We start from the raw sequence: 21,848 nt of genomic DNA on the forward strand, positions 1-21,848 counted from the left end.
GAGAATCAGCTTGTACGCCATCATTGACATTGAGACGACGGGTAGCCAACCCACGCAGGACAAGATCACCGAGATCGCTATCTTCATTCACGATGGCAAGGAGATCGTTGACAAGTATAGCACCCTGATCAATCCGCAGCGCCCTATACCTTACTATATTTCCCAACTCACCGGCATTACCGACGACATGGTGCAGGACGCACCTAAGTTCTACGAGGTAGCCAAAGAGATTGTGCAGTTTACCGAGGGCATGGTATTCGTGGCCCACAATGTGCGCTTCGATTATTCCTTTATCAAGAAAGAGTTTGCAGACCTGGGATTTACCTTCCAGCGCAAAACGCTTTGTACGGTTCGTCTGAGCCGTTCGCTTATACCTGGCTTGCCTTCTTACTCCTTGGGTAAGCTTTGCAAGAGCATTGACATTCCGCTGCAAATGCGCCACCGCGCCATTGGCGACGCGGAAGCTACGGCCAAGCTGTTCGACAAACTGATCAAGATCAACCGTCCTGTGATAGACGGAGCACAGCATATGGCTGACCCGGCCGAGCAGCTCAAAAACGAAATCAAGGCTTCCCTCCTGCCTCCAGCCATCAGCAAGGAACAGGTAGACGCCTTACCGACAGTCCCGGGGGTATACTATTTCTACAACGAATCGGGAGAGGTGATCTATGTGGGTAAGAGCATCAACATCAAGAAGCGCATTATCCAGCACTTCAACATCGATTATAAGAGCCACAAATCGATCGAGTTCAAAAACCAGATCGCTGACATCACCTTCGAGCTGATGGGCAACGAACTGGTGGCGCTGTTATTTGAGTCGGCAGAGATCAAGCGGATGAAGCCGCACTATAACCGGCAGCAGCGGCGCAGCGTGTTCAATACCGGCATTTTCACCTACGAAGACGAAAAGGGCTATAAGCGCCTGACCTTTGGTAGCATCAACAAAGCTGATGATGTGAACATGACACCCATCATTGCGCTATCGAATCAATTCAAGGCGAAAGGTTTCCTTTTCCATAAGGTGTCGAAGTATAACCTCTGCCAGAAGCTATGCGATCTATATAAAACGCCGGGCGCCTGCTTCGACTATCAGGTGCACATCTGCAAAGGTGCCTGCATTGGTGCTGAGACACCAGAGGAGTACAATGCCCGCGTGGATGCCGCCATCGAGTCGTTTACCTATGAGCACAACAGCTTTGTGATTGTAGGCAAGGGCCGTGAACTGGGCGAGAAGTCCATTGTTGTGGTAGAGCATGGTACCTATCTGGGCTTTGGCTTTGTGGACGAGTATTTCTCAGCCAATTCATTGGAAGACTTTAAGTCAGAAATCCAGCGCTACAACGACAACAAGGACATACAGCAAATCATCCGCGGCCACATGCGCGGCAAGAATAAGGATAAGGTGCTGGTGTTTGACTAGGCCCTGCTGCGGGGTATAGACCCGCTTTTGTGAAGCTCCTGCCACCTATCTTCGGTTTAGAAATTTATTATGCTTAATTTCAAATCGAAATAAAACTTAAACATTCATGGAAAAACGTTTCAGATCAGGGGTTTTGTTCGGCGATGAAGTAACAGAGCTGTTCAAGTATGCCAATGAGAATAACTTTGCGCTGCCAGCCGTCAATGTGATTGGCACAAACTCTATCAACGCCGTGCTGGAAACAGCCAAGGCGCTTAACTCACCAGTTATCATTCAATTCTCACACGGTGGTGCGCAGTTTTTTGCTGGCAAAGGCCTTGAGAACGATAACCAGAAAGCCGCTGTTGCAGGCGCTGTTTCCGGTGCCCAGCACGTGCACCTGATGGCTGAGGCCTACGGTGTTCCGGTAGTGCTGCACACCGACCACGCTGCTAAGAAATTGCTTCCCTGGATAGACGGTCTGCTGGACGCCGGCGAGAAATACTACGAGCAACACGGCAAGCCACTTTACAGCTCGCACATGCTCGATTTGTCAGAAGAAGAGATCAAAGAGAACATCGAGACCTGCGCCAGCTATCTGAAGCGCATGAACAAGATCGGCATGACTGTAGAGATCGAGCTCGGTGTGACGGGTGGTGAGGAAGACGGCGTGGACAACACCGGCGTGGACAGCTCCCGTCTGTATACCCAGCCTGACGAAGTGGCTTATGCCTACGAAGAGCTGAAGAAAGTAAGCGACCGCTTCACCATCGCGGCGGCATTCGGTAACGTGCACGGCGTATACAAGCCAGGTAACGTAGAACTGCGCCCTGAGATCCTGAAAAACTCACAGGACTTTATCAAAGAGAAATTCGGAACAGGCGACAACCCGGTAAATTTCGTATTCCACGGCGGTTCAGGTTCTGAGAAAGCGAAGATCACAGAAGCGATCGGTTACGGAGCCATCAAAATGAACATCGACACGGATATGCAGTGGGCCTTCTGGGACGGTGTGAAAAACTACTACGAGTCAAAAAGAGACTACCTCCAAGGCCAGCTCGGCAACCCGGAGGGCGCTGACTCTCCGAACAAGAAGTACTACGACCCGCGCGTGTGGCTGCGCAAAGGCGAAGAAAACTTCATCGCCAGACTGAAAGAGGCCTTCGAAGACTTAAATTGTGTGAACAAGAATGCCTAAGGTATAGTTTTAGATTATGAGGAAGGGTGAGGCGAGAGCTTCACCCTTTTTTATTTACTACCTATGCTCCATTAACCACTGGTAAATCTCCTCGGTATCCTCTTTGCGGCAAAGTTCAGATCCCGGTGTCATGGTCGCGGCGGTGCCGGCGGCTACGCCGTAGCGCACCACTTCCTCCAGCGGGCAGCCTCTGAGCAAACTCATCACAATACCAGCAACCATGCTATCACCAGCACCAACGGCACTCTGTTGCTTCACGGTGGGCGGTACCACGTAATGTATACCTGACTCTTTGGACGCCAACATGGCACCGCGAGGGCCAAGCGACACCACCAGCACCTTACACTTGCCCTCATTCAGCACCTGCATGGCAAAATCTTCTTGCTCCATCGCTGAGATATGGTCTTTTCCGGCCAGTTTGGCTAACTCACCCAGATTGGGTTTGATCAGGTATAGCCCCTCTCCTGCCGCCTTCACCAAGGCCTCGCCGGAGGTATCCACGATCAACTTGAAATTGCGTTCGTGCGCGATCACCGCCATCCGGAGGTAAAAGTCATCGGGCACACCTGGAGGAAGACTGCCGCTGGCTACCACATACTCGGGTACCTGCTCCAACTTCTCCAGTTTATCCAGCACCTGCTGCCACTCCGACTCCTCGATGTAGGGACCTGGCATGCCGAAACGAAACTGGTCGCCGGTGCTGTCCTCCATTACCATCAGGTTCTCGCGGGTCCAGCTTTTGGTTTGGCCGGACCAATATTCCACACCCTCTTCCTTTAACAGGTCACAGAGCTTTTCTCCGGCTGGTCCTCCAGAGAGTAGCCAGGCGCAGGAACTTCCACCCAGTTTATGGATAGCGCGCGAAACATTGATGCCTCCTCCCCCCGGCTCGTATATGGGCTCGTCGCAGCGGAGCTTCTTCTCAGGCAGCACCCGCTTCACATGGGTGCTTTTGTCTAAGGCTGGATTGATCGTGATAGTTAGAATTTTATGCATGCTTCTTCAGGTATAATAGGTTCCGACGCAGGTATAGGTATAGGTATAGGTATAACTTGGGTCCTAAATAGCTTTAGCGCTGAATATCAAATTCCTTCTGATCACCTGTCCGGAAGGTATAGACTTTGCCCTGAACTCCTATTTTTACTTCTTTGGACCAACCTTTGTCAAACGTGATGATCATTTTCCTGGTGGTAATATTCAGTTGCAGCCAATGTCCCCGATAGCGCAGCTGCAGGTTGAGGCAGGGCATCTCATCGGGAAGCACGGGGTTCAGCCACAGCACGTCATCGCGGATTTCGAGGCCGGTATAGGCGCGCTGCACGAGGTCTACCGTACCCGCCATGGCACCAAGGTGTATGCCTTCAGCTGTGGTGCCGCCCTGTATATCCTCCAGGTCGCTCATCAGAGCCATCTCAAAATTAGCCCAGGAACGCTTGCGGTCTGAACGGGCCAGCACCCATGCATGTACGATCTTGCTTAGTGTGGAGCCGTGGGAGGTGCGCTGTTCGTAGTAGGCGATGTTATCAGGTATGCTCTCGGGCTTGAAATCATAGTCCAGTTGCCTGAAGATAGAGAGCAGCTCTTCAGATGAAAACAGATAGAAAAGCATCAGCACGTCTGCCTGTTTGCTGGCTTTATACTTATTCACGTTGTCACCTTCGCTCTCCAGAATGCGATCGAGGCGCATAGCCTCTCCGTATTTCGCTTTGTACGTCTCCCAGTCGAACTCCTGCAGCTGATCGTAGCCATCAAACTGCGCGATGATCTTCGTGTCTTCCAGAAAAGGAACATACATCCGCTTGCTGATCTCTTCCCAGCGTGTCAGATCATCCGGGGTGAGGTGCAGCTTGGTAAGCAGCTCTTCGAAGCGGGAGTCGTCGATCACCTCCTTTAGTTGCAGCGCCTTCTGAATCACCCACACAGCCAGCACATTGGTATAGGCGTTGTTGTTCAGGCCTATTTCGTTTGAATCGGGATATTCGGTGTGGTACTCGTCAGGACCTACCACATGCAGAATTTCGTAGCGCCCGGTTTCTTTATTCAGTGTGGCAATGGTAGACCAGAACTGGGCGATGTCCAGTAACAGCTCAGCGCCGTGATAGCTGAGGAAATCCATGTCTTCGGTGGCCTGGTAGTAATTCCACACATTGTATGCCACTGCCGAACTGATGTGCCGCTGCAGGTAAGTGTTGTCAGGCAGCCATCGGCCGGACTGCGGATTGAGGTGAATGACCTGACTTTCCTCCCGGCCATTGCTGCCGCTTTGCCACGGAAACATCGCCCCTTTATAGCCCGACTCTTTCGCTGCGCTCCGGGCCTCGTTCAGGCGGCGGTAGCGGTACATGAGCAGCTCCCGCGTAATGGCAGGCAGGTGCAGGTTGAGGAAAGGAAAGATAAAAAGTTCGTCCCAGAAAATGTGTCCTCTGTAGGCTTCCCCGTGCCAGCCGCGGGCAGGCACGCCTACATCGAGGTCGACGGTATGACCGGAAACTGTTTGCAGCAAGTGAAACACGTGCAACCGCAGAACCGATTGCACCTTTTTGTTGCAGGCCGTGTCGAGGTCGCAGCGGTTCCAGAGCCGCTGCCATGCCCGCTTGTGCTCTTCCAGGGACTCTTCAAAGGTGCCTTGCCTGATGATGTTGACACAGGCATCCAGCAAAGGTTCGGAGGTGGCCCAGTCGCGTGAGGTATAGAGCAGCACGCTCTTTTCGAGGCGAAGCGGCTGGCCTTCGGTAGCCTGCAACTTAAACTGATGCTCTACATAGCCCTGTTCGATTCTGGTCTGCGGCAAAATGCCGCTGGAGTCGCCGTTCAGGTATACCCGTGTGCGGGCTACCTGCGCCATGCGTGTTTTAGACTGCACCGTCTGCACCACCAGGTACATGCTTTCTTCATCATACTGCCCCTGGTCGAGCGTTTCCAGGTGCTGACTAGCGAGTGCGCGGTAACGGGCTACGCCGCTGTTGATCACCCGTCCGTCCAGGGCGGCACGCAACTCCACTTCTCCCGACCAATTGATTGGTGTCAGTTGCCACTCCAGCGCAGCGAGGTGTGGGTTGGCCATGCTGACAATGCGGCGGGTGTTTAGTTTCGACTCACGGCCCTTGCCGTCGCGGAAATGCACCGAGCGACACAGTATGCCGTGCTTCATGTCCAGCTCCTGCCGGAAATCCTGCACCTCCACGTTGCTCATGTGAAACCACTCTTCACCTGACTGCCGGAAGGAAACCGGAAGCCAGTTGGGCCAGTTCACGAGATCTTCATTTTCGATCTGCTTGCCGGCCACTTCGGAAGTGAGCCGGTTGTAACCGCCGGCCAAGTAGGTGCCGGGGTAATAGATGTCTGCTTCGGCACGTGCTTCTTCAAATGCGCCACGGGTGGCAATGTAGCCATTGCCTAAAGTGCAGAGCGCTTCGCGCAGGGTTTGCTCTTTGGGAACCCACTTATCGTAAATGATGCTCCATTCAGCCATGGCTTATTTTTTTGATAGTGTCTGTCAGGTCTTCCAGAAAAACACGCACTTCGTCTACACTTTCCAGGCGGTAGGTAGCGGCCGTCTTGTCGTCGTGCTCACCTACCAGTATACCGATGCCCTGCCCCTGCAGCTCGGCAAAGGCATCTTCGTCGGTAATATCGTCGCCAATGTAGAGCGGGAGGTAGTTGCCCTGGTTCAGGCCCAGTTCTTCCATCAGCCACATCACCGCTTTGCCCTTGTGCCAGTCAATATTCGGCTTCAGTTCGTAGATCTTTTTGCCCAAGCCAATCTTCAGCTGCGGCATGGAGTCCAGCACCTCATCCACGGCTTTTCGCACCGCCTCTACCTGATCGACGGCAACGTTGCGGTAGTGCACTGCTATCGCGTACTTTTTCCGCTCTACCAGACTGCCCTCCACTTTTCTGAGCTTTTCCTGAAGCATGGTATCTGCTTTGTCAAGAGCGGACAAGGCGGCTTTGGCTCCACCCGGTTCCGAGGCCATACCTCCCGGACCAGTTATATCAAAACCGTGGGAACCGGCAAAGTACAGGTTATCAAGCTGCACGAGTCCCTCCACATTCTGCCGGTCGCGGCCGCTCACCACGGCCACCTTCGTAACGGTAGCCAACTCTTGCAGGGCCTGCCGCATTTCGTCGGACAGCACAGCCATTTCGGGGCGCTGCACAATGGGGGTCAGACAGCCGTCGTAGTCGAGGAAGATGGCGGGCGTTTTGACCTGAAACTGTGCTTTGAGTTCATTGAGCTGGTTGAGGGCCGAGGGTAGTTCGTGCGCCTCACGTTTCTGTATCATAGTGTTGGATTAGGGGTGTCGATAATGTGGTTTATACCTTCGGAAATTCTTTGATAACAATGTCAGCACCATTTGCCTGTAGGCCTTCGGCATCGTGGTGACGGTCTATACCTACCACCAGCGCAAAGCCACCGGCTTTACCAGCCTGCACGCCTTTACGGGCATCTTCAAATACGGCGGCCTCCTCAGGCGCTATACCTAGCCGGCGGGCTGCCTCTAAAAAGATATCAGGCGCCGGTTTGCCTTTCAGTCCCAGCTCAGCGGACTGCAGCCCATCCACATGCTCTTCAAAGAGCCGCTCTATACCTGCGGCATGCAGTACATCCACACAGTTCTTGCTCGCCGATATGACAGCCGTGCGCATGCCGTTTTGCCTTTGTCGCTTCAGCCAGGCAATGGTGTCTTCAAACACATCCACGCCCTCCTGCTTGAGCAATTCCTGAAAGTACATATTTTTGAGATTCCCTAGGCCCCCCACTGTTTCTTCTCCTACTTCATCTTCTGGTGTACCCTCGGGCAGAGTAATACCGCGTGAGGCCAGAAAGTTGCGCACCCCATCGTAGCGGGGGATGCCATCAATGTGCTCCCGGTAGTCGGTTTCAATGTCGAGTGGTTCGTAGCGCTTTCCTTCTTTCTCGCCGCGCTGTTTCAGGTAGGAATCAAACATGCGCTTCCAGGCTTGGGCGTGTACCCGGGCTGTTTGTGTAATGACACCATCAAGATCCAGAATCAGTGCTTTTATGTTTTTGTCTTGAAGTAATTGCTGGAGGGTACTCATAGTTCGTTGGTTTTTTGAAATGAAAGAATTCCAGAGAAGTGATAATCTGCCTGATCTAAATGACTCAACTGCAAACTGAAGCCAGCACATGAGCCATTCAGATCAAGCGGATTTTTTATCCCTAAGGAATACCTTCTGTGCGTTCATGTGGTGGTATGTCAGGTCCCTGCTCCGGCCGGGTCGAGAGATGCTGTCCGCCGGTTACATACTTCGCATGGGTGGGCGGTGTCCTTTTCCCGTCATCCTCCCGCAGGATCTTTGCTTTAGGGGAGTTTTTATCAGTGGGTTGGTTCTTTTCCTCTTTCATAATCTGTAAGTTTAAATGTGTAATTCAGATAAACCAGGTGCAGAAACAATAAAGCCCCGCATCAGTCTTTCCAATCTTAAACCTACGCAGCTACAAGTTAAATGATGCCGATTGCAAGCCCAGCACCTAAAATACTGTATCTTTAAGCCTCAAATCCTGCTCATTCAAACAACCTTGCAGGAGTTTTCAGAGTAGTTTCAGCCGTAACCATCATACAAAATAAAACATGCTACACACCGACAACCCGACCACAACCAAAGCCTGGAAAAAACTGGAGGATCACTTCACCCAGCTAAAAGATCAGCACCTGCGCGATCTGTTTAAAGCTGATCCGCAGCGCTTCGAAAAGTTTTCCTTTGAAGTGGACGGCACACTGTACGACTTCTCTAAAAACCGCATCACCGAAGAAACGCTGGACCTGCTTGCCCAGCTGGCAGAGGAAACGAAGGTGCCTGCCGCCATCGAAAGCATGCTACGCGGCGAGAAGATCAACGCCACTGAAGACCGCGCCGTGCTGCATACCGCCCTGCGAAACTTCACCGATCAGGAGCTGGTGGTAGACGGAGAGAATGTGCTGGAGGAAGTGCGGGATGTGCAGCGCCAGATGAAGGACTTTTGCAACCGTCTGCACAGCGGTGAGTGGACAGGCTATACCGGCAAAAAAGTGCGCCATGTGGTAAACATAGGTATAGGCGGCTCCCACCTGGGTCCGCAGATGGTGACCGAAGCGCTGAAGAAGTACCAGAAGCCGGATATCGAGGTACATTTCATCTCCAACGTAGACGGTACAGACGCGGCAGAAGTGCTGCGCAAAGTAGACCCGGAAACGACCCTCTTCATCATCGCTTCCAAGACTTTTACGACAAAAGAAACCATTGCTAACGCCCATACGGCACGCAGCTGGTTTCTGGAAACTGCCAAAGACGAGGCGCATGTGAGCAAGCATTTTGTGGCCCTCTCCACCAACACCGAGGCGGTTTCTAAATTCGGTATTGCGCCGGAAAACACCTTCCGCTTCTGGGATTGGGTAGGTGGCCGCTTCTCGCTTTGGTCAGCCATTGGTTTGTCGGTGGCCTGCGCCCTGGGGTATGACAAGTTCGAGGAATTGCTGCGTGGCGCCGAGGCCATGGACAAGCACCTGAAAAATACGCCGATGCGCCAGAACATACCGGTGCTGATGGCTTTGCTGAGCATCTGGTATACCAACTTCTTTGAGGCGCAGTCACATGCTGTGCTGCCGTACGACCAGTACCTGCGCCTGTTGCCAGAGTACCTGCAACAGCTGCAGATGGAAAGCAATGGCAAGACCGCTATGCGGAACGGTGAGTTTGTGAACTTCCAGACGCAACCAGTGATCTGGGGAGCAGCCGGTACCAACGGGCAGCACTCTTTCTTTCAGCTGATCCACCAGGGCACGGTGCTGATTCCTTCTGATTTCCTGGCCCCGGTGAATAGCCATAACCCGATTGGCGAGCACCACCCTATGCTCCTTTCCAACTTTTTTGCCCAGACTGAGGCCCTGATGAAAGGAAAAACTGAGGAAGAAGTACGTGCCGAGCTGGAGAAGAAAGGTATGGCCGGCGAAGAGCTGGAGCAACTGGTGCCGCACAAAGTGTTCGAAGGCAACAAGCCCTCTACCTCCATTATGTTCGATCTGCTCACGCCTTATGCATTAGGCAGTTTGATCGCTATGTACGAGCACAAAACGTTTGTGCAGGGCGTGATCTGGAACGTGTACAGCTTCGACCAGTGGGGCGTGGAACTGGGCAAGCAACTGGCCGGCACGATTGAAGAGGAAATCCTGGGCAACAAGGAAGCTGAGCATGACAGCTCCACCGCCGGACTGATCAGCTACTACAGACAAAAACGCAAATAGCGAAAACCTTGTGACGGTGCTGCGTTTAAGTAAGGTATCTATACCTTATGCAGCACCTATACCTTAAAACGGCGCTTCTGCTGCTTCTCACTCTATTATTGAGCGGTTGCGCCGACAGTGATTTTTACCAGGAAGACGCATTGGTGCAGCCGGGAGAGTATGACCTGCCTCCGGCTGGCACTGACAGCGTATGGGTGGTGGCAGGCCGCCACTACGAACGCGGCTGGCTGCACCGCCTCTTCTGGGGCCGACACCACCGTGACAGTTGGGTCACTCCCGTAAAGCTTCCTGTGTTCGATCTCTCACGCATGAACGGTGGCATGAAGGTTGTCAAAAAAGGCGGGGGCTACCAGACCAGTAGCTTTCAGCTCCAGGACAGCCTCGGCCGCATTTATGCTTTCCGCTCCATCGACAAAGACCCGGTGCTGGTGCTGGCCAAATTCTGGCGCCCCACCTTTGTCACCAATATACTGCGCGATCAAACCTCCTCTGCCAATCCCTACGGCGCCCTAATCATACCTGACTTAGCCGGCGCCGCCGGGATCTACCATACCTCTCCCACCCTCTACTATGTACCCACTAATGATACTTTGTTTGGAGAACATGCCGGGGCGGTACAGGGCAAGGTATACATGCTCGAGGAGAAGTTTGAAGGTATAGCCGATACGCTGGGTATGTTCGGTCAGGTGACAGGTTTTGAAGATTCCGATGATGCCCTTCGCATGCGCTATGAAACTAACACACACCACTTCGATCAGAAGGCTTTTGCCCGCGCCCGGCTACTGGACGTGCTGGTCGGTGACTGGGATCGCCACAAAGGCCAGTGGGATTGGGCGGCTTATCAGGAAGGACCAGAGGATATCAGGTATAAACCCATACCTAAAGACCGGGACCAGGTATTCCTGAAAATGAATGATGGGGTTATGCCTTTTATCGCCACCAGCAAACTGATGGCCCGCAAGTTCAACTCCTTCGGACCGAAGATCAAAGATGTAAAAGCCCTGATGATCAATGCACGGTTTATAGACGAGCGTCTGCTCCATGAACTTACCCGGGCGGACTGGGTGGCAATAGCAGAGGATATGAAGCATAGGCTCACAGATCAAACCATCGAAAAGGCGGTCAGAAACCTGCCGCCGCCCATTTTTGCCCTTAAGGGAGAAAGCACCATCCAGAGCCTGAAAAACCGACGCGATCAACTGCCTCAGGTGGCTGAAGAGATGTATGAAATCCTGGCCAGGCATGTGACCATTGCCGGCACAGACGAGAGCGACAAATTTCATGTCAAGCGGCTGGACGATGAACGCACGGAAGTCTTGTTGATACGCCCTGCCCAAAACGGTATACCTGAGAAGGTGCTGTACCATCGCATACTTTTCAGAAAAGAGACTGAAAAGATCACACTGCACGGCCTTAGCGGAGACGATGAATTTTTGCTGGAAGGCGATGTAGCAGAAGGTATACTGGTAGAGGTATTTGGAGGATTAGGCGAAGACGAAATCAGGGACAGATCGTCTGTAAAAGGCTGGCGCAAGATGACGCACATCTACGACACCGAACGCGGCAATGAGATCGACTTCGGCACCGAAGCTAAAGACCTCACCACCCGGGATGTGAAAGTGCATGCCTACGACCGGGAAGGGAATTAAAGTTTAAGAGTTGGGGAGTTTGAGAGTTTAGGAGTATATATCTGTTGTAACAGACAATCATCCAATAGTATTAACTTAGGCGTTTTAGTATCATTTCGACCAAACGGAGAAATCTAAAGCGTTGCCTTTGTGTTAAAAATTCAAATTTCTCCTTTCTAGCAAGATAACAACATGGTCGATTACCCATAAAATCAGCAGAATCGGAATAGAAACTGTCCCTTTAAACTAAAACCCCAACTCTTAAACTCTTCAACTCCTAAACTCTCAAACTCTTTTCAAGCATCTTCAGCACAAACTCTTCCATGCTGCTGAGGTGTTGGGTTTTGGATTTGGATGGGTCGTGCTTTTTGAGGTAGCTCATCAGTTTGTCTTCCCGGAAGAGATTCACAACCTCCGGATGGATGTAGTACTTACTGCAAACAGTTGGGGTGTTACCCAGGCCTTTGGCCACTTCTTTCACGGCTTCTTTTATACCTTTCTCTTTATCGATCTCCGGGTCCTCGTCGATTACCCGCTCCAGGCACTCCACCATGCGTACAGTGCCACCCCAGGTTCTGAAATCCTTTGCAGTGAAATCGTGTGCGGTCACATCCCGCAGGTATTCGTTCACGTCGCCGGACTCCAGTGTTTGCCGCTCCCCGTCTTCATCATAATACTGAAACAGGTCATAGCCCGGAATGTCCTTGCACTTTTTGACCAACTGCGCCAGCCGCCTGTCTTTCAGGTCGATCTTCTGCTCCACTCCCTTCTTGCCCACAAACGAAAAGGTAACAGTGCTGCCATTAAAGGTAACGTGACGGTCGCGCAGCGTGGTAAGGCCATAGGACTTGTTTGACTTGGCGTAGGCCCGGTTACCGATCCGAATCAGCGCATTATCCATAATCGACACCACCAGGGCTGTCACCTTACGCTTGTCCAGCTTGCGGGATTGAATGTCCTGCTGAACCTGCTCTCGCAGTGCTGGCAGTGACTTTCCGAATGTGATCATGCGGCCGAACTTAGTCAGGTTGCGGGCATTTTGCCATTCAGGGTGATAAATATACTGCTTGCGCCCTTTGTCGTCCCTACCCGTAGCCTGCAAATGACCACGGGCTGATTTAGCAATCCATACTTCGGTCCAGGCGGGCGGTATCACCAATTTTTTGATTCGTTCGAGCGTCTTTTCATCTGTCACTTTCTCCCCTTTGTGGTTAAGATAATAAAAGCCAGTACCGGCTTTCTTACGAGTGAGACCCGGCTTCTCGTCTGAGGTGTAGATTAACCCCGCCCACTCGGCCGAGAGAGCAGGATCTTTATATAAATTATGTAGTTCTTTCTTCGTCATCTGCTGAGGCATTAGGCGCCTCCTGCCCATAATACTTCAATCTTGTGCAAAAGTTATTCGCCTCAAAGGTGGTGCACCCGCTTTTGCTTATACCTCCTCAACATTTACCCTTATATTTGCCTCCGGATAATGACGTACCCATGACCATACATAAACAGATCTCTTACCTCTACGCCTTCTTTGGCGTGTTCATGCTGGGCTGTGGCGCAGTGGCCGTAGATGTGGCTGGCGAACAGGCCCGTACTGCGCTGATCACAGGTATAGCCGGTGGTTTGCTGGCCCTTATTGCCGGCCACTTCCTGAACCGCCGCCATCGCTGGGGCTTTTTGCTGGGCTCGGCCGAGGCTGGTCTGCTGACGCTGCTGCTGGGCTGGCGATCGGGCACCTATTTTATCCGCCTGCTCGAGATGGTGCAGGAAGCGCCGGAGCCTAACTCTACCCAAACGGCAGGTATGGCTTTCCTGCTCACGACGGCCATGCTCGTAGTCGCGCTTTTGACTCTGGCCGTGTCTGTTATGTTCGCAAAACAAGTGTTTGCCGAGACAAAATAGGTGTTCGTCTATATTTTTCTATAGCATTAAACCTTTATGTGTTATATTGGTCCTAACACAAGACCAATCGTTCACCTAAAACAATTTAATATGCTACAGAAAATCGGTTTGAGTATCGTGCTCACGGCCAGTGTGGTCAGTGCAGCCGAGGCGCAGACAAAACTCGTGGAGAAGGTAACCAAGAAAAGCGATGAGCTGGTTATACCTTACGAAAAGTATAAACTGGCCAATGGCCTCACCCTGATCGTGCACGAAGATCACTCCGATCCGGTAGTGCATGTGGACGTAACCTACCACGTAGGCTCTGCCCGCGAAGAAGTAGGCAAGTCCGGCTTCGCCCACTTTTTTGAGCACATGATGTTCCAGGGCTCCGACAACGTGGCCGACGAAGAACACTTCAAAATTGTGTCGGATGCTGGCGGTACCCTGAACGGTACTACTAACCGCGACCGTACCAACTACTTCGAAACTGTACCAAGCAACCAGTTGGAAACAGCCCTTTGGCTGGAGGCTGATCGCATGGGCTTCCTGCTCGACGCTGTAACCCAGAAGAAATTTGAGGTGCAGCGCGAAACGGTAAAGAACGAGCGTGGTCAGAACTACGATAACCGTCCTTACGGTCTGGTGTACGAGAAAACATCACAGCACCTGTACCCGCACGGTCACCCTTACTCCTGGACTACGATTGGTTACATCGAGGACCTGAACCGTGTGAACGTGGACGACCTGAAAAACTTCTTCCTGCGCTGGTACGGACCAAATAACGCGACTGTAACAGTGGGTGGCGATGTGAATCCGGCTGATGTTGTGAAGCTGGTAGAGAAATACTTTGGCTCTATACCTGCCGGCCCGGCCGTGGAGGACATGAAGCCAATGCTGGCGAAGTTGGACCAGGACCGCTACATCTCTTACGAAGATAACATCCGCTTCCCAATGCTGCGTATGACTTACCCGGTGCCTGAGGCTGGTCACAAAGACGAGCATGCACTGGACGTACTGGCTGAAATCCTGGGACAGGGTCGTAATTCTATCTTCTACAAAAACTTTGTAAAAGAGCAGAAAGCGATGCAGGCTTCTGCCTTTAACTCTACATCAGAGCTGGCAGGCGAATTTGGCATCACCATCATGGCGTATCCAAACAGCACACTGGCTCAGATGGAAGAACTGCTGCGCAAGTCAATCGCTGAGTTTGAAACCCGCGGTGTAACCGACGAAGACCTGCAGCGCTACAAAGCCTCTGCCGAGTCGAGCCTGATCAACCGTATGGCAAGCGTGAGCGGCAAAGTATCACAGCTGGCTGCCTACGAAACGTTCCGCAATAACCCGAACTACCTGCAGGAGGAAATTCGCCGCATCAACGCGCTGACCAAAGACGACGTGAAGCGTGTGTACAACCAATACATCAAAGGCAAGCATGCCGTTATCCTGAGCGTGGTGCCAAAAGGCAAGCCAGAGATGGTGGCCAAAGCTGACAACTATACCGTTGATACCAACGTGTCGGTAGCACAGCCGCAGGATTACAGCGGCCTGAGCTATACCAAGGCAGTTGACTCATTCGACCGCAGCAAGCGCCCGGTAGCGGGTCAGGCTAAAGCCGTGAGTGTACCGAACTTCTATACCTCTAAGTTCAAGAACGGCATGAAGGTAATCGGCACCAAGTCTGATGAGATTCCAACCGTTACACTGCAACTGACCATACCTGGCGGACACCGTTTGCTGGCCAATAATCCTGGAAAAGCAGGTATAGCTTCACTTACAGCATCTCTGTTGAACGAGGATACTGAGAATTACACGTCAGAAGCATTCACCAACGAGCTCGACAAACTGGGTAGCTCTATCCGCATCGGCTCCGGCACTGAAGACACCTATGTAACGGTACAGTCGCTGAAGAAGAACCTGGACAAGACTCTCGTGCTGCTCGAAGAGCGCCTGTTCCGTCCTAAGTTCGCCGCCGATGACTTTGAGCGTCTGAAAAAGCAGCAGCTGGAAGGTATAGCCAACCAGTCGACACAGCCAACGGCCATTGCCAGCAGCGTGTACAACAAACTGCTCTATGGCGAAAACCATATCATGGCGATCCCAACTTCTGGTACTACGGAGTCGGTAAGCAGCATCACGCTGGACGATGTGAAGCAGTTCTACGCTGCCAACTTCACACCTACGGGAGCTGAGCTGGTAATCGTAGGTGATATCACAGAGAAAGAGATCATCGGTAAACTGGCCTTCCTCAAGAACTGGAAGAAGAAGAACGTGACGGTACCTGCAGATGTGAAGGCTCCGGCCATTGCAGGCACTAAGATCTACTTCGTAGACAAGCCAGACGCGGCGCAGTCAGAAATCAGAATCGGCTATGTAGCCCAGCCTTATGACGCGACAGGTGAATACTACAGAACATCGCTGATGAACTTTGTACTGGGTGGTGCCTTTAACAGCCGCATCAACCTAAACCTGCGTGAAGACAAAGGCTATACCTACGGTGCCCGTTCAGGCTTCGGAGGCAGCCGTTTTGCTGGTCCTTACACGGCTTCTGCCGGTGTACGTGCCGATGCCACTGCCGCTTCTGTAGTTGAATTCATGAAAGAGATCAATGACTACAGAACAAAAGGCATCACAGAAGAAGAGCTACAGTTTATGAAGAACTCTATCGGTCAGTCAGATGCCCGCCAGTACGAAACGCCTGCACAAAAAGCGAACTTCCTGGGCCGCATCCTGCGCTACGACCTAAAGAAGGATTACGTAAGCAAGCAGACGCAGATTCTAAACAACATCACAAAGCAGGAAATCGACGCCCTGGCAGCCAAGCACCTGCCAGCCGACAAAATGCACATCGTGGTAGTGGGTGATAAGAAAACTGTATTGCCTGAGCTGCAGAAGCTGAGCTACGATGTAGTGGAGCTGGATACCAACGGCAACCCCGTAGGTACCTCTTCCGTAAAATAGATCATACTACACTTGGAAAAGCCCCTGAATTTCAGGGGCTTTTTTTATTTGTACTGTTTTGAACCGCCACTGCTCTACTCCCCCCTCAAACCAAGGCTAATTTTAATCCGTAAGCGCATACTAAAATCAATTTCCGTTAGTTTTAAGCTAATCGCAGGGTATAGCATTACAACCTGTACCTTCGCACAGCTTAAACTTATCACCCCTAATCAAATGATGAAGTATATCAATCTTACTGCACCCTGGCTGCTTGTTTTCGTCAGCGTGTTTTTCATGAGCAGTTGCAAAGACAATGAAGGCGTAATCTTTTCTACCCAGGATGACATCCGACTAGGTGAGCAGGTATCACATCAGGTAGACTCCACTTTCCGCGCCCAGGGCAAGCTACTGGAGCGCAACTCTAGCAACGCCAATGTGCAAAAAGCCTACACCCACCTCGACCGCATCGTGAACCGGGTACTCAACTCCGGCGAGATCAAGTATAGAAACGAGTTTGTCTGGTCCGTAAAGATCATCGACGATCGTGAGACACTAAATGCGTTTGCAGCACCGGGTGGACATATTTATGTGTATACCGGCCTGATGAAGTTTCTTGATGACGAAGACCACTTTGCCGGCGTGCTGGCCCATGAAATTGCTCATGCCGACAAGCGCCATAGTGTACAGCAACTACAGCGCGAGTACGGCATCGCCATTCTGCTTTCGGTAGCGTTGGGCAACAATGCCGGCACACTTCAACAGATAGCAGGTCAGTTGGCCGGCACATTGGCTGGTTTGCGTTTTAGCCGGGGTGCCGAAACCGAGGCCGACAACGCCTCTGTGGTATACCTGGACGCCACCGATTACTACGCTTGTGACGGAGCAGCTGGTTTCTTCGTGAAGCTGAACGACCAGGCCCAGGGCAGCAATCCGCCAGAGTTCCTGAGCACGCACCCGAACCCGGACAACCGCATTGAAAACATACAGCAGCAGGCGCGGCAGCGCAACTGCTCCACTGACGGGCCCGCTAACACTGATTTTAATGAGCTGAAAAGAAGCCTGAACTTATAACCAGCAAAGGTCTGCCGCAGGGCAGGCCTTTCTGTTTAAGCACCATACCTAAACACTATGAAAAAGATAAAGAACACTGCTGCGAAAGCAGTTTTAAAAGTTGAGGAGAAATTCGACACCCTGACATTTAACCTGCGTCGCAAACTCAATATGTTTGGACCGCTGCATATTATGACTTACCGCAGCTATGGCACTCCTACCCGCCTGTATGTAAAGGGCCGCGTGCTGGTTGACAAGAACATTACGGTGTCAGAAGAAAATGACACGCTTTGGGAGAACATCCTGAACATGTACAAGCGTTTTAACAGCCGTGAGATTCCGGGAGCACGTGTTGAGCTATGCCTCGAAGATCAGAAGCACGAGATCACAACGGACATTGAGGGCTATTTTGTGGTGAACCTCGCCCCCGAAAAGCCGCTGCAATTAGAGGACATCTGGCACACGATCGATGTAAACCTGACAGACTCTCCCGTAGCGTTTGAAGGTCCGGTTAAGGCGCAGGCGCATGTACTCGTTCCACCACCAGATGCAGAGTATGGCATTATCAGCGACATCGACGACACCATTGTGCGAACCGGTGCCACGAGTCTGCTGCAGACAGGCCGAAACGTGCTGCTCAATAATGCCCACTCCCGTATACCTTTCCACGGCGTGTCTTCCTTTTACAAGTCACTGCAGCTGGGGCGAAACGGGAAGCGCAACAATCCCTTTTTCTACGTCTCCAGCAGCCCCTGGAATACCTACGACCTGCTCTACCATTTTCTGGAGCTGAACGAGATCCCGCAAGGTCCGCTCCTGCTGCGCGACTTTGGGATGGATGAAAGCAAGCTCGGCGCCTCTGATCATATGAGCCATAAGTACAAGGAGATCGAAAATATCCTGATCACATACCCGGAGCTCAAGTTCATCCTGATCGGCGACAGCGGGCAGCAGGATGCAGAGATTTACGCCGAGGTCGTGCGCAATCATCCGGGCCGCATACTAGCTATATACATTCGGGATGTAAATATCGAAAAGCACTCCAAGAAAGTAGTGACAATTTTCGACGAGTTTAAGGATAGCAAAGAAGTGGAAATGGTGCTCGTGAAAGAAACGCTGGAAGCAGCCGAACACGCCGCCCAATGCGGTTATATCTTTAATGAAGAACTCCCGGAAATCGCCAGAGAAACAGAAGTAGACGCTGCGGGAGATGAGTAATTAGATTGAATGAATGAGTGGTTGAGTGACTCACTCATTCACTGAATTCCTAACTGGAATGGTCTGCTACGATCTTCCAGCCCTCGGGGAAGCGTTTCAGGATGATGGAGAAATGTCCCTGGAGGTCGCCTAGTTCGGCTTCGCGCTGAAGGTGCCATTTGCCTACTACCAGCATGTTGTCAGCAGCCAGGTGGCGTATTTCCTTCAGGTCGAAGGTCAGCTTGCCCATGGCCGCCGGATCAGGGTAGCTCTTGCGGTAGTTGTCGAGGGTCTTTTGCCAACCGTAGGTCAGGCCGCTTTTGCCGACGAACAGCAGGGAGTCTGATTTCCAGTAGTCCTGCATAAAGCAGTCGAGGTCGCCCTGACTCCAGCAAGCCGACTGCGAGGCCAGCATGTCACGCACCTGGGCTTCTGCCACCGCCGTGTCCTGTGTAACAGGAGAATCTGTGGTAAGCTCCACCTGCTTTTCTTCCTGCTGCTGACAGGAAGTGAATGACAGGCCTATACCTAGGACCAGCGCGTAGATAGACTTATTTCTTCTCATCTTTTTCTGGAAGTATGGTTTTGATGTAAGTGGTCCCGCCCAGTCGGCCCATCGCACGGGCTATGCGGTACTGTCGTCCCAATACATAAGCCGATGGTCGCTCGGCAGAGTATCGGATCGGGTTTGGGAGAACCGCTGCCAGTCGTGCCGCCTGCTGACGACCGACCTGCGAAGCCGGCTTCTTGAAGTACTTTTGAGAGGCTGCCTCCACACCAAACACCCCGTCTCCCATTTCCGCAATATTCAGGTATACCTCTATGATGCGCTGTTTGCCCCAAAGCAGTTCGATCAGAAACGTAAAATAAGCCTCCACTCCTTTGCGCAGGTAACTCCGGCCATGCCACAGAAACACGTTCTTGGCCACCTGTTGGCTGATGGTGCTGCCCCCTCTGATGTTGGTTCCCTTCTGATTGCGCTTGAACGCATCGGCAATGGCATTGAAGTCGAAGCCATGGTGCTCCAGGAAAAGCTGGTCTTCTGATGCCACCACGGCCAGCGGCAACTGATCCGACATCTCCTCCAAAGAAACAAACTTATACCTGATCGCAGGCTCAGCCTTGCCTGCTGCACCGGCTTCGGCACGTCGCTTGACCATGTGCAGCGTAACAGGTGGAGCCACCCAGCGGTATACCAACACCCACAGCACACTCAGGAGCACGAGGCTCAGCAAAAGCTTTGTAGTGACGAGCCTGATCTCGCGAAAGCCCAGCCGTTTCTTCTTCATTTTAAAAGGTTGAAAATAAGTGCGCAAAGCTAAGTGTTTTGGCTTATAATGCAACAAAAGCAACCACACTGAATTGAGATACTTAACACGGCTCTGATCATACCCGTATTCCATATACAAATACCTGTAATGCCTGTAATCAAGCTAAAGAAAAGACCATGCAAAAGTATCTGCCATTGTTTCCATTGAATATCGTGGTTTTTCCGGGCGAGAAGCTGAACCTGCACATCTTCGAGCCACGCTACAAACAGCTGGTACACGACTGCATCAAAAGCGGCGGGACCTTTGGTATACCTACCTTCATCAACAATGGCGTGGGACTATATGGTACGGAGATCAAACTGCTGCACGTCGAGAAAAAGTACGATACCGGGGAGATGGATATACGCACCCAGGGTCTGGGCATATTCAAGATACTGGAGTTTGACAGGCAGGCGCCGGGTAGGCTGTACGCAGGCGGCAAGGTAGAGGAAGTAGAGAACCTGGAGGACGAGGACATTGTGACGAAGGTACAGATACAAGAGAAGCTGCAGGAATTGTATACAGCCTTAGGTATAAGCAGCATCCTGATGGAGCTACCCGAAAACTTCACCTCTTTTGACGTTGCCCATCATTTAGGACTTAATACTGAACAGGAATATACCTTATTGCAGTGTAACAGTGAGGCTCTGCGGCAAGAGATGATCCTGCAGCACCTCGAACAGGTATTACCTATCGTAGCTGAAACCGAAAAACTGAAGGAACGCGTCAAGCTCAACGGCCATTTCAAAAACCTCACACCACCTAACTTCTGATGCTGCTATACTTCATCCTCATACCTACCGTGCTATTTGTGGTTTTTGGTCTTTTCAGCTACTGGCAGGAGCTCAGGTACCGGAACAAACCATTCTATAAACTATCTGATGTAGGCTGGCGCAAATGCCTGCCCAAACCGGAGGCGCGGCTGGTGCACAGCATCGCTTTTATGGGAGACGTGGGTTACGTAGCCACCGATGGCACCGACCCAGTGATGCGGCTATTGGAAGAATGGCAGGAAAATACCGGGCCAGATGGAAGTGTTTTGTTTCTCGGGGACAACCTTTACCCTGTAGGACTTCCTGCTGAAACACACCGACACTACCCTGCCGCCAAAGAGCGCCTGGACTTCCTGCTGCAGCAAATGGGTACGTATGCTGGCCGCAAAATTTTTCTGAGTGGTAACCACGACTGGAACAAAGGGCGCAAAAAGGGGCTGGAGTATGTCTTGCGGCAGGAAAAGTATGTGGTGGATACACTGCGGGACGAATGCAGCTACCTGCCACGCCACGGTTGTCCGGGACCGGATGCCATACAGCTAGCCGACGGGCTGCTGCTGGTGATCATCAACACACAGTGGTGGGTGCACCGCGGGGAAAAGCCGATGGGACGCAATCAGGGCTGTCCCTATGATGACATCGAAGACTTCTTCCTGCGCCTGAACAAGATCTTAAGACGAAACAGGCACCAGCGCATTGTGGTGGCCGCGCATCATCCGCTTTACAGCAATGCCCTCCACGGTGGCAAATTCACGATCAAGCAGCACATTTTTCCGCTGACTGCTGCGCACAAGCGCTTTTATATCCCACTGCCCATTTTCGGGTCGTTGTATCCTTTCTACCGCAAAATGTTCGGTGCCTATGAAGACATGTCGCACCGGAAATACCGCAAGATGCGCAAACGCCTGCTCCGTATATTCCACCAGTACAGCAACATCGTGTATGTGGCAGGGCACGACCATAACCTGCAGCACTTCGTGGTGCGGGACAATCATTACATCGTCAGCGGGTCCGGGAGTAAAACATCATTCGTGAAGAAGGGCGGCAAAGCTACCTTTACGCTGGAGCAGCGGGGTTTTTTTGTGCTCAACTATTATGATACCGGCGAGGTATGGATAGAAGCCCTTGCGGTGGCAGAGGGGGAAAACGTTTCAAAGCCCGGAGCTGTTGTGTTCAGAAAAGAACTCGGTTCCGTACTGCAACCAAAAGAGCAGACGCAGGAGGTATAGTT

At 52.0% G+C, this 21,848-nt stretch carries 18 protein-coding genes; 10 read left to right on the forward strand and 8 right to left on the reverse strand.

All coding sequences use genetic code 11. The features are described 5' to 3' along the window. Window positions 1-10: 10 nt before the first annotated feature. Both AC5FXQ_RS18980 and fbaA read left to right on the forward strand, forming a co-directional pair. Window positions 11-1,420 carry an exonuclease domain-containing protein gene (locus AC5FXQ_RS18980; protein WP_493603987.1) on the forward strand — a complete coding sequence of 470 codons (1,410 nt, stop codon included), beginning with the start codon at window positions 11-13 and terminating at the stop codon, window positions 1,418-1,420. Between the two features lie 106 nt (window positions 1,421-1,526). Then, entirely contained in the window at window positions 1,527-2,597 is a 1,071-nt protein-coding gene (gene fbaA, locus AC5FXQ_RS18985) for a class II fructose-bisphosphate aldolase (protein WP_493603988.1), read from the forward strand. A 57-nt stretch (window positions 2,598-2,654) separates the two neighbouring features. Here the strand turns inward: fbaA and AC5FXQ_RS18990 are convergent, their stop codons facing one another. The 5 genes from AC5FXQ_RS18990 to AC5FXQ_RS19010 form a co-directional block, all read right to left on the reverse strand. Beyond that, entirely contained in the window at window positions 2,655-3,593 is a 939-nt protein-coding gene (locus AC5FXQ_RS18990) for a 1-phosphofructokinase family hexose kinase (RefSeq protein ID WP_493603989.1), read from the reverse strand. A gap of 73 nt (window positions 3,594-3,666) precedes the next feature. Then, window positions 3,667-6,069 carry a glycoside hydrolase family 65 protein gene (locus tag AC5FXQ_RS18995; RefSeq protein ID WP_493603990.1) on the reverse strand — a complete coding sequence of 801 codons (2,403 nt, stop codon included), beginning with the start codon at window positions 6,067-6,069 and terminating at the stop codon, window positions 3,667-3,669. Then, window positions 6,062-6,883: a trehalose-phosphatase gene (otsB, locus tag AC5FXQ_RS19000; RefSeq protein WP_493603991.1), complete on the reverse strand. Its 822-nt coding sequence runs from the start codon at window positions 6,881-6,883 to the stop codon at window positions 6,062-6,064. The genes AC5FXQ_RS18995 and otsB overlap by 8 nt, the downstream gene beginning before the upstream one ends. Window positions 6,884-6,914: 31 nt before the next feature. Beyond that, window positions 6,915-7,661 carry an HAD family hydrolase gene (locus tag AC5FXQ_RS19005; RefSeq protein WP_493603992.1) on the reverse strand — a complete coding sequence of 249 codons (747 nt, stop codon included), beginning with the start codon at window positions 7,659-7,661 and terminating at the stop codon, window positions 6,915-6,917. Between the two features lie 121 nt (window positions 7,662-7,782). Next, window positions 7,783-7,968 carry a hypothetical protein gene (locus AC5FXQ_RS19010; RefSeq protein ID WP_493603993.1) on the reverse strand — a complete coding sequence of 62 codons (186 nt, stop codon included), beginning with the start codon at window positions 7,966-7,968 and terminating at the stop codon, window positions 7,783-7,785. 226 nt (window positions 7,969-8,194) lie between these two features. Between AC5FXQ_RS19010 and pgi the strand changes: the two genes are divergently transcribed. Beyond that, window positions 8,195-9,844, forward strand: a complete 1,650-nt coding sequence (gene pgi, locus AC5FXQ_RS19015; RefSeq protein ID WP_493603994.1) for a glucose-6-phosphate isomerase — start codon at window positions 8,195-8,197, stop codon at window positions 9,842-9,844. A gap of 47 nt (window positions 9,845-9,891) precedes the next feature. Then, the gene (locus AC5FXQ_RS19020) at window positions 9,892-11,493 is read left to right on the forward strand and encodes a hypothetical protein (RefSeq protein ID WP_493603995.1); all 1,602 of its coding nucleotides are present in this window, start codon (window positions 9,892-9,894) and stop codon (window positions 11,491-11,493) included. A gap of 256 nt (window positions 11,494-11,749) precedes the next feature. Here AC5FXQ_RS19020 and AC5FXQ_RS19025 read toward each other — a convergent pair whose 3' ends face one another. Next, entirely contained in the window at window positions 11,750-12,817 is a 1,068-nt protein-coding gene (locus tag AC5FXQ_RS19025) for a DNA topoisomerase IB (protein ID WP_493603996.1), read from the reverse strand. A 140-nt stretch (window positions 12,818-12,957) separates the two neighbouring features. On the opposite strand from AC5FXQ_RS19025, the gene AC5FXQ_RS19030 reads away from it, so the two are divergent. The 4 genes from AC5FXQ_RS19030 to AC5FXQ_RS19045 all read left to right on the forward strand — a co-directional run bounded on the left by AC5FXQ_RS19030 (window position 12,958) and on the right by AC5FXQ_RS19045 (window position 18,555). Next, window positions 12,958-13,368 carry a hypothetical protein gene (locus AC5FXQ_RS19030; RefSeq protein WP_493603997.1) on the forward strand — a complete coding sequence of 137 codons (411 nt, stop codon included), beginning with the start codon at window positions 12,958-12,960 and terminating at the stop codon, window positions 13,366-13,368. Between the two features lie 90 nt (window positions 13,369-13,458). Continuing rightward, entirely contained in the window at window positions 13,459-16,308 is a 2,850-nt protein-coding gene (locus AC5FXQ_RS19035) for a M16 family metallopeptidase (protein ID WP_493603998.1), read from the forward strand. A gap of 213 nt (window positions 16,309-16,521) precedes the next feature. After that, window positions 16,522-17,358 (forward strand): M48 family metalloprotease, encoded by an 837-nt coding sequence (locus AC5FXQ_RS19040; protein ID WP_493603999.1) that lies wholly within the window; start codon window positions 16,522-16,524, stop codon window positions 17,356-17,358. A 57-nt stretch (window positions 17,359-17,415) separates the two neighbouring features. After that, complete coding sequence (locus AC5FXQ_RS19045) at window positions 17,416-18,555, forward strand: App1 family protein phosphatidate phosphatase (protein WP_493604000.1); 1,140 nt, start codon at window positions 17,416-17,418, stop codon at window positions 18,553-18,555. A 49-nt stretch (window positions 18,556-18,604) separates the two neighbouring features. On the opposite strand, the gene AC5FXQ_RS19050 is transcribed toward AC5FXQ_RS19045, so the two are convergent. Then, window positions 18,605-19,099 carry a YybH family protein gene (locus tag AC5FXQ_RS19050; protein WP_493604001.1) on the reverse strand — a complete coding sequence of 165 codons (495 nt, stop codon included), beginning with the start codon at window positions 19,097-19,099 and terminating at the stop codon, window positions 18,605-18,607. Continuing rightward, a complete protein-coding gene (gene mtgA, locus AC5FXQ_RS19055; RefSeq protein ID WP_493604002.1) occupies window positions 19,086-19,823 on the reverse strand; it encodes a monofunctional biosynthetic peptidoglycan transglycosylase in 738 nt (245 codons plus the stop codon). The genes AC5FXQ_RS19050 and mtgA overlap by 14 nt, the downstream gene beginning before the upstream one ends. Window positions 19,824-19,981: 158 nt before the next feature. Between mtgA and AC5FXQ_RS19060 the strand changes: the two genes are divergently transcribed. Together AC5FXQ_RS19060 and AC5FXQ_RS19065 are read left to right on the forward strand one after the other, a co-directional pair. Continuing rightward, entirely contained in the window at window positions 19,982-20,617 is a 636-nt protein-coding gene (locus AC5FXQ_RS19060; RefSeq protein ID WP_493604003.1) for an LON peptidase substrate-binding domain-containing protein, read from the forward strand. Then, a complete protein-coding gene (locus AC5FXQ_RS19065) occupies window positions 20,617-21,846 on the forward strand; it encodes a metallophosphoesterase (protein WP_493604004.1) in 1,230 nt (409 codons plus the stop codon). The genes AC5FXQ_RS19060 and AC5FXQ_RS19065 overlap by 1 nt, the downstream gene beginning before the upstream one ends. Window positions 21,847-21,848: the final 2 nt, after the last annotated feature.

This window comes from Pontibacter sp. LHS1, assembly GCF_058932855.1.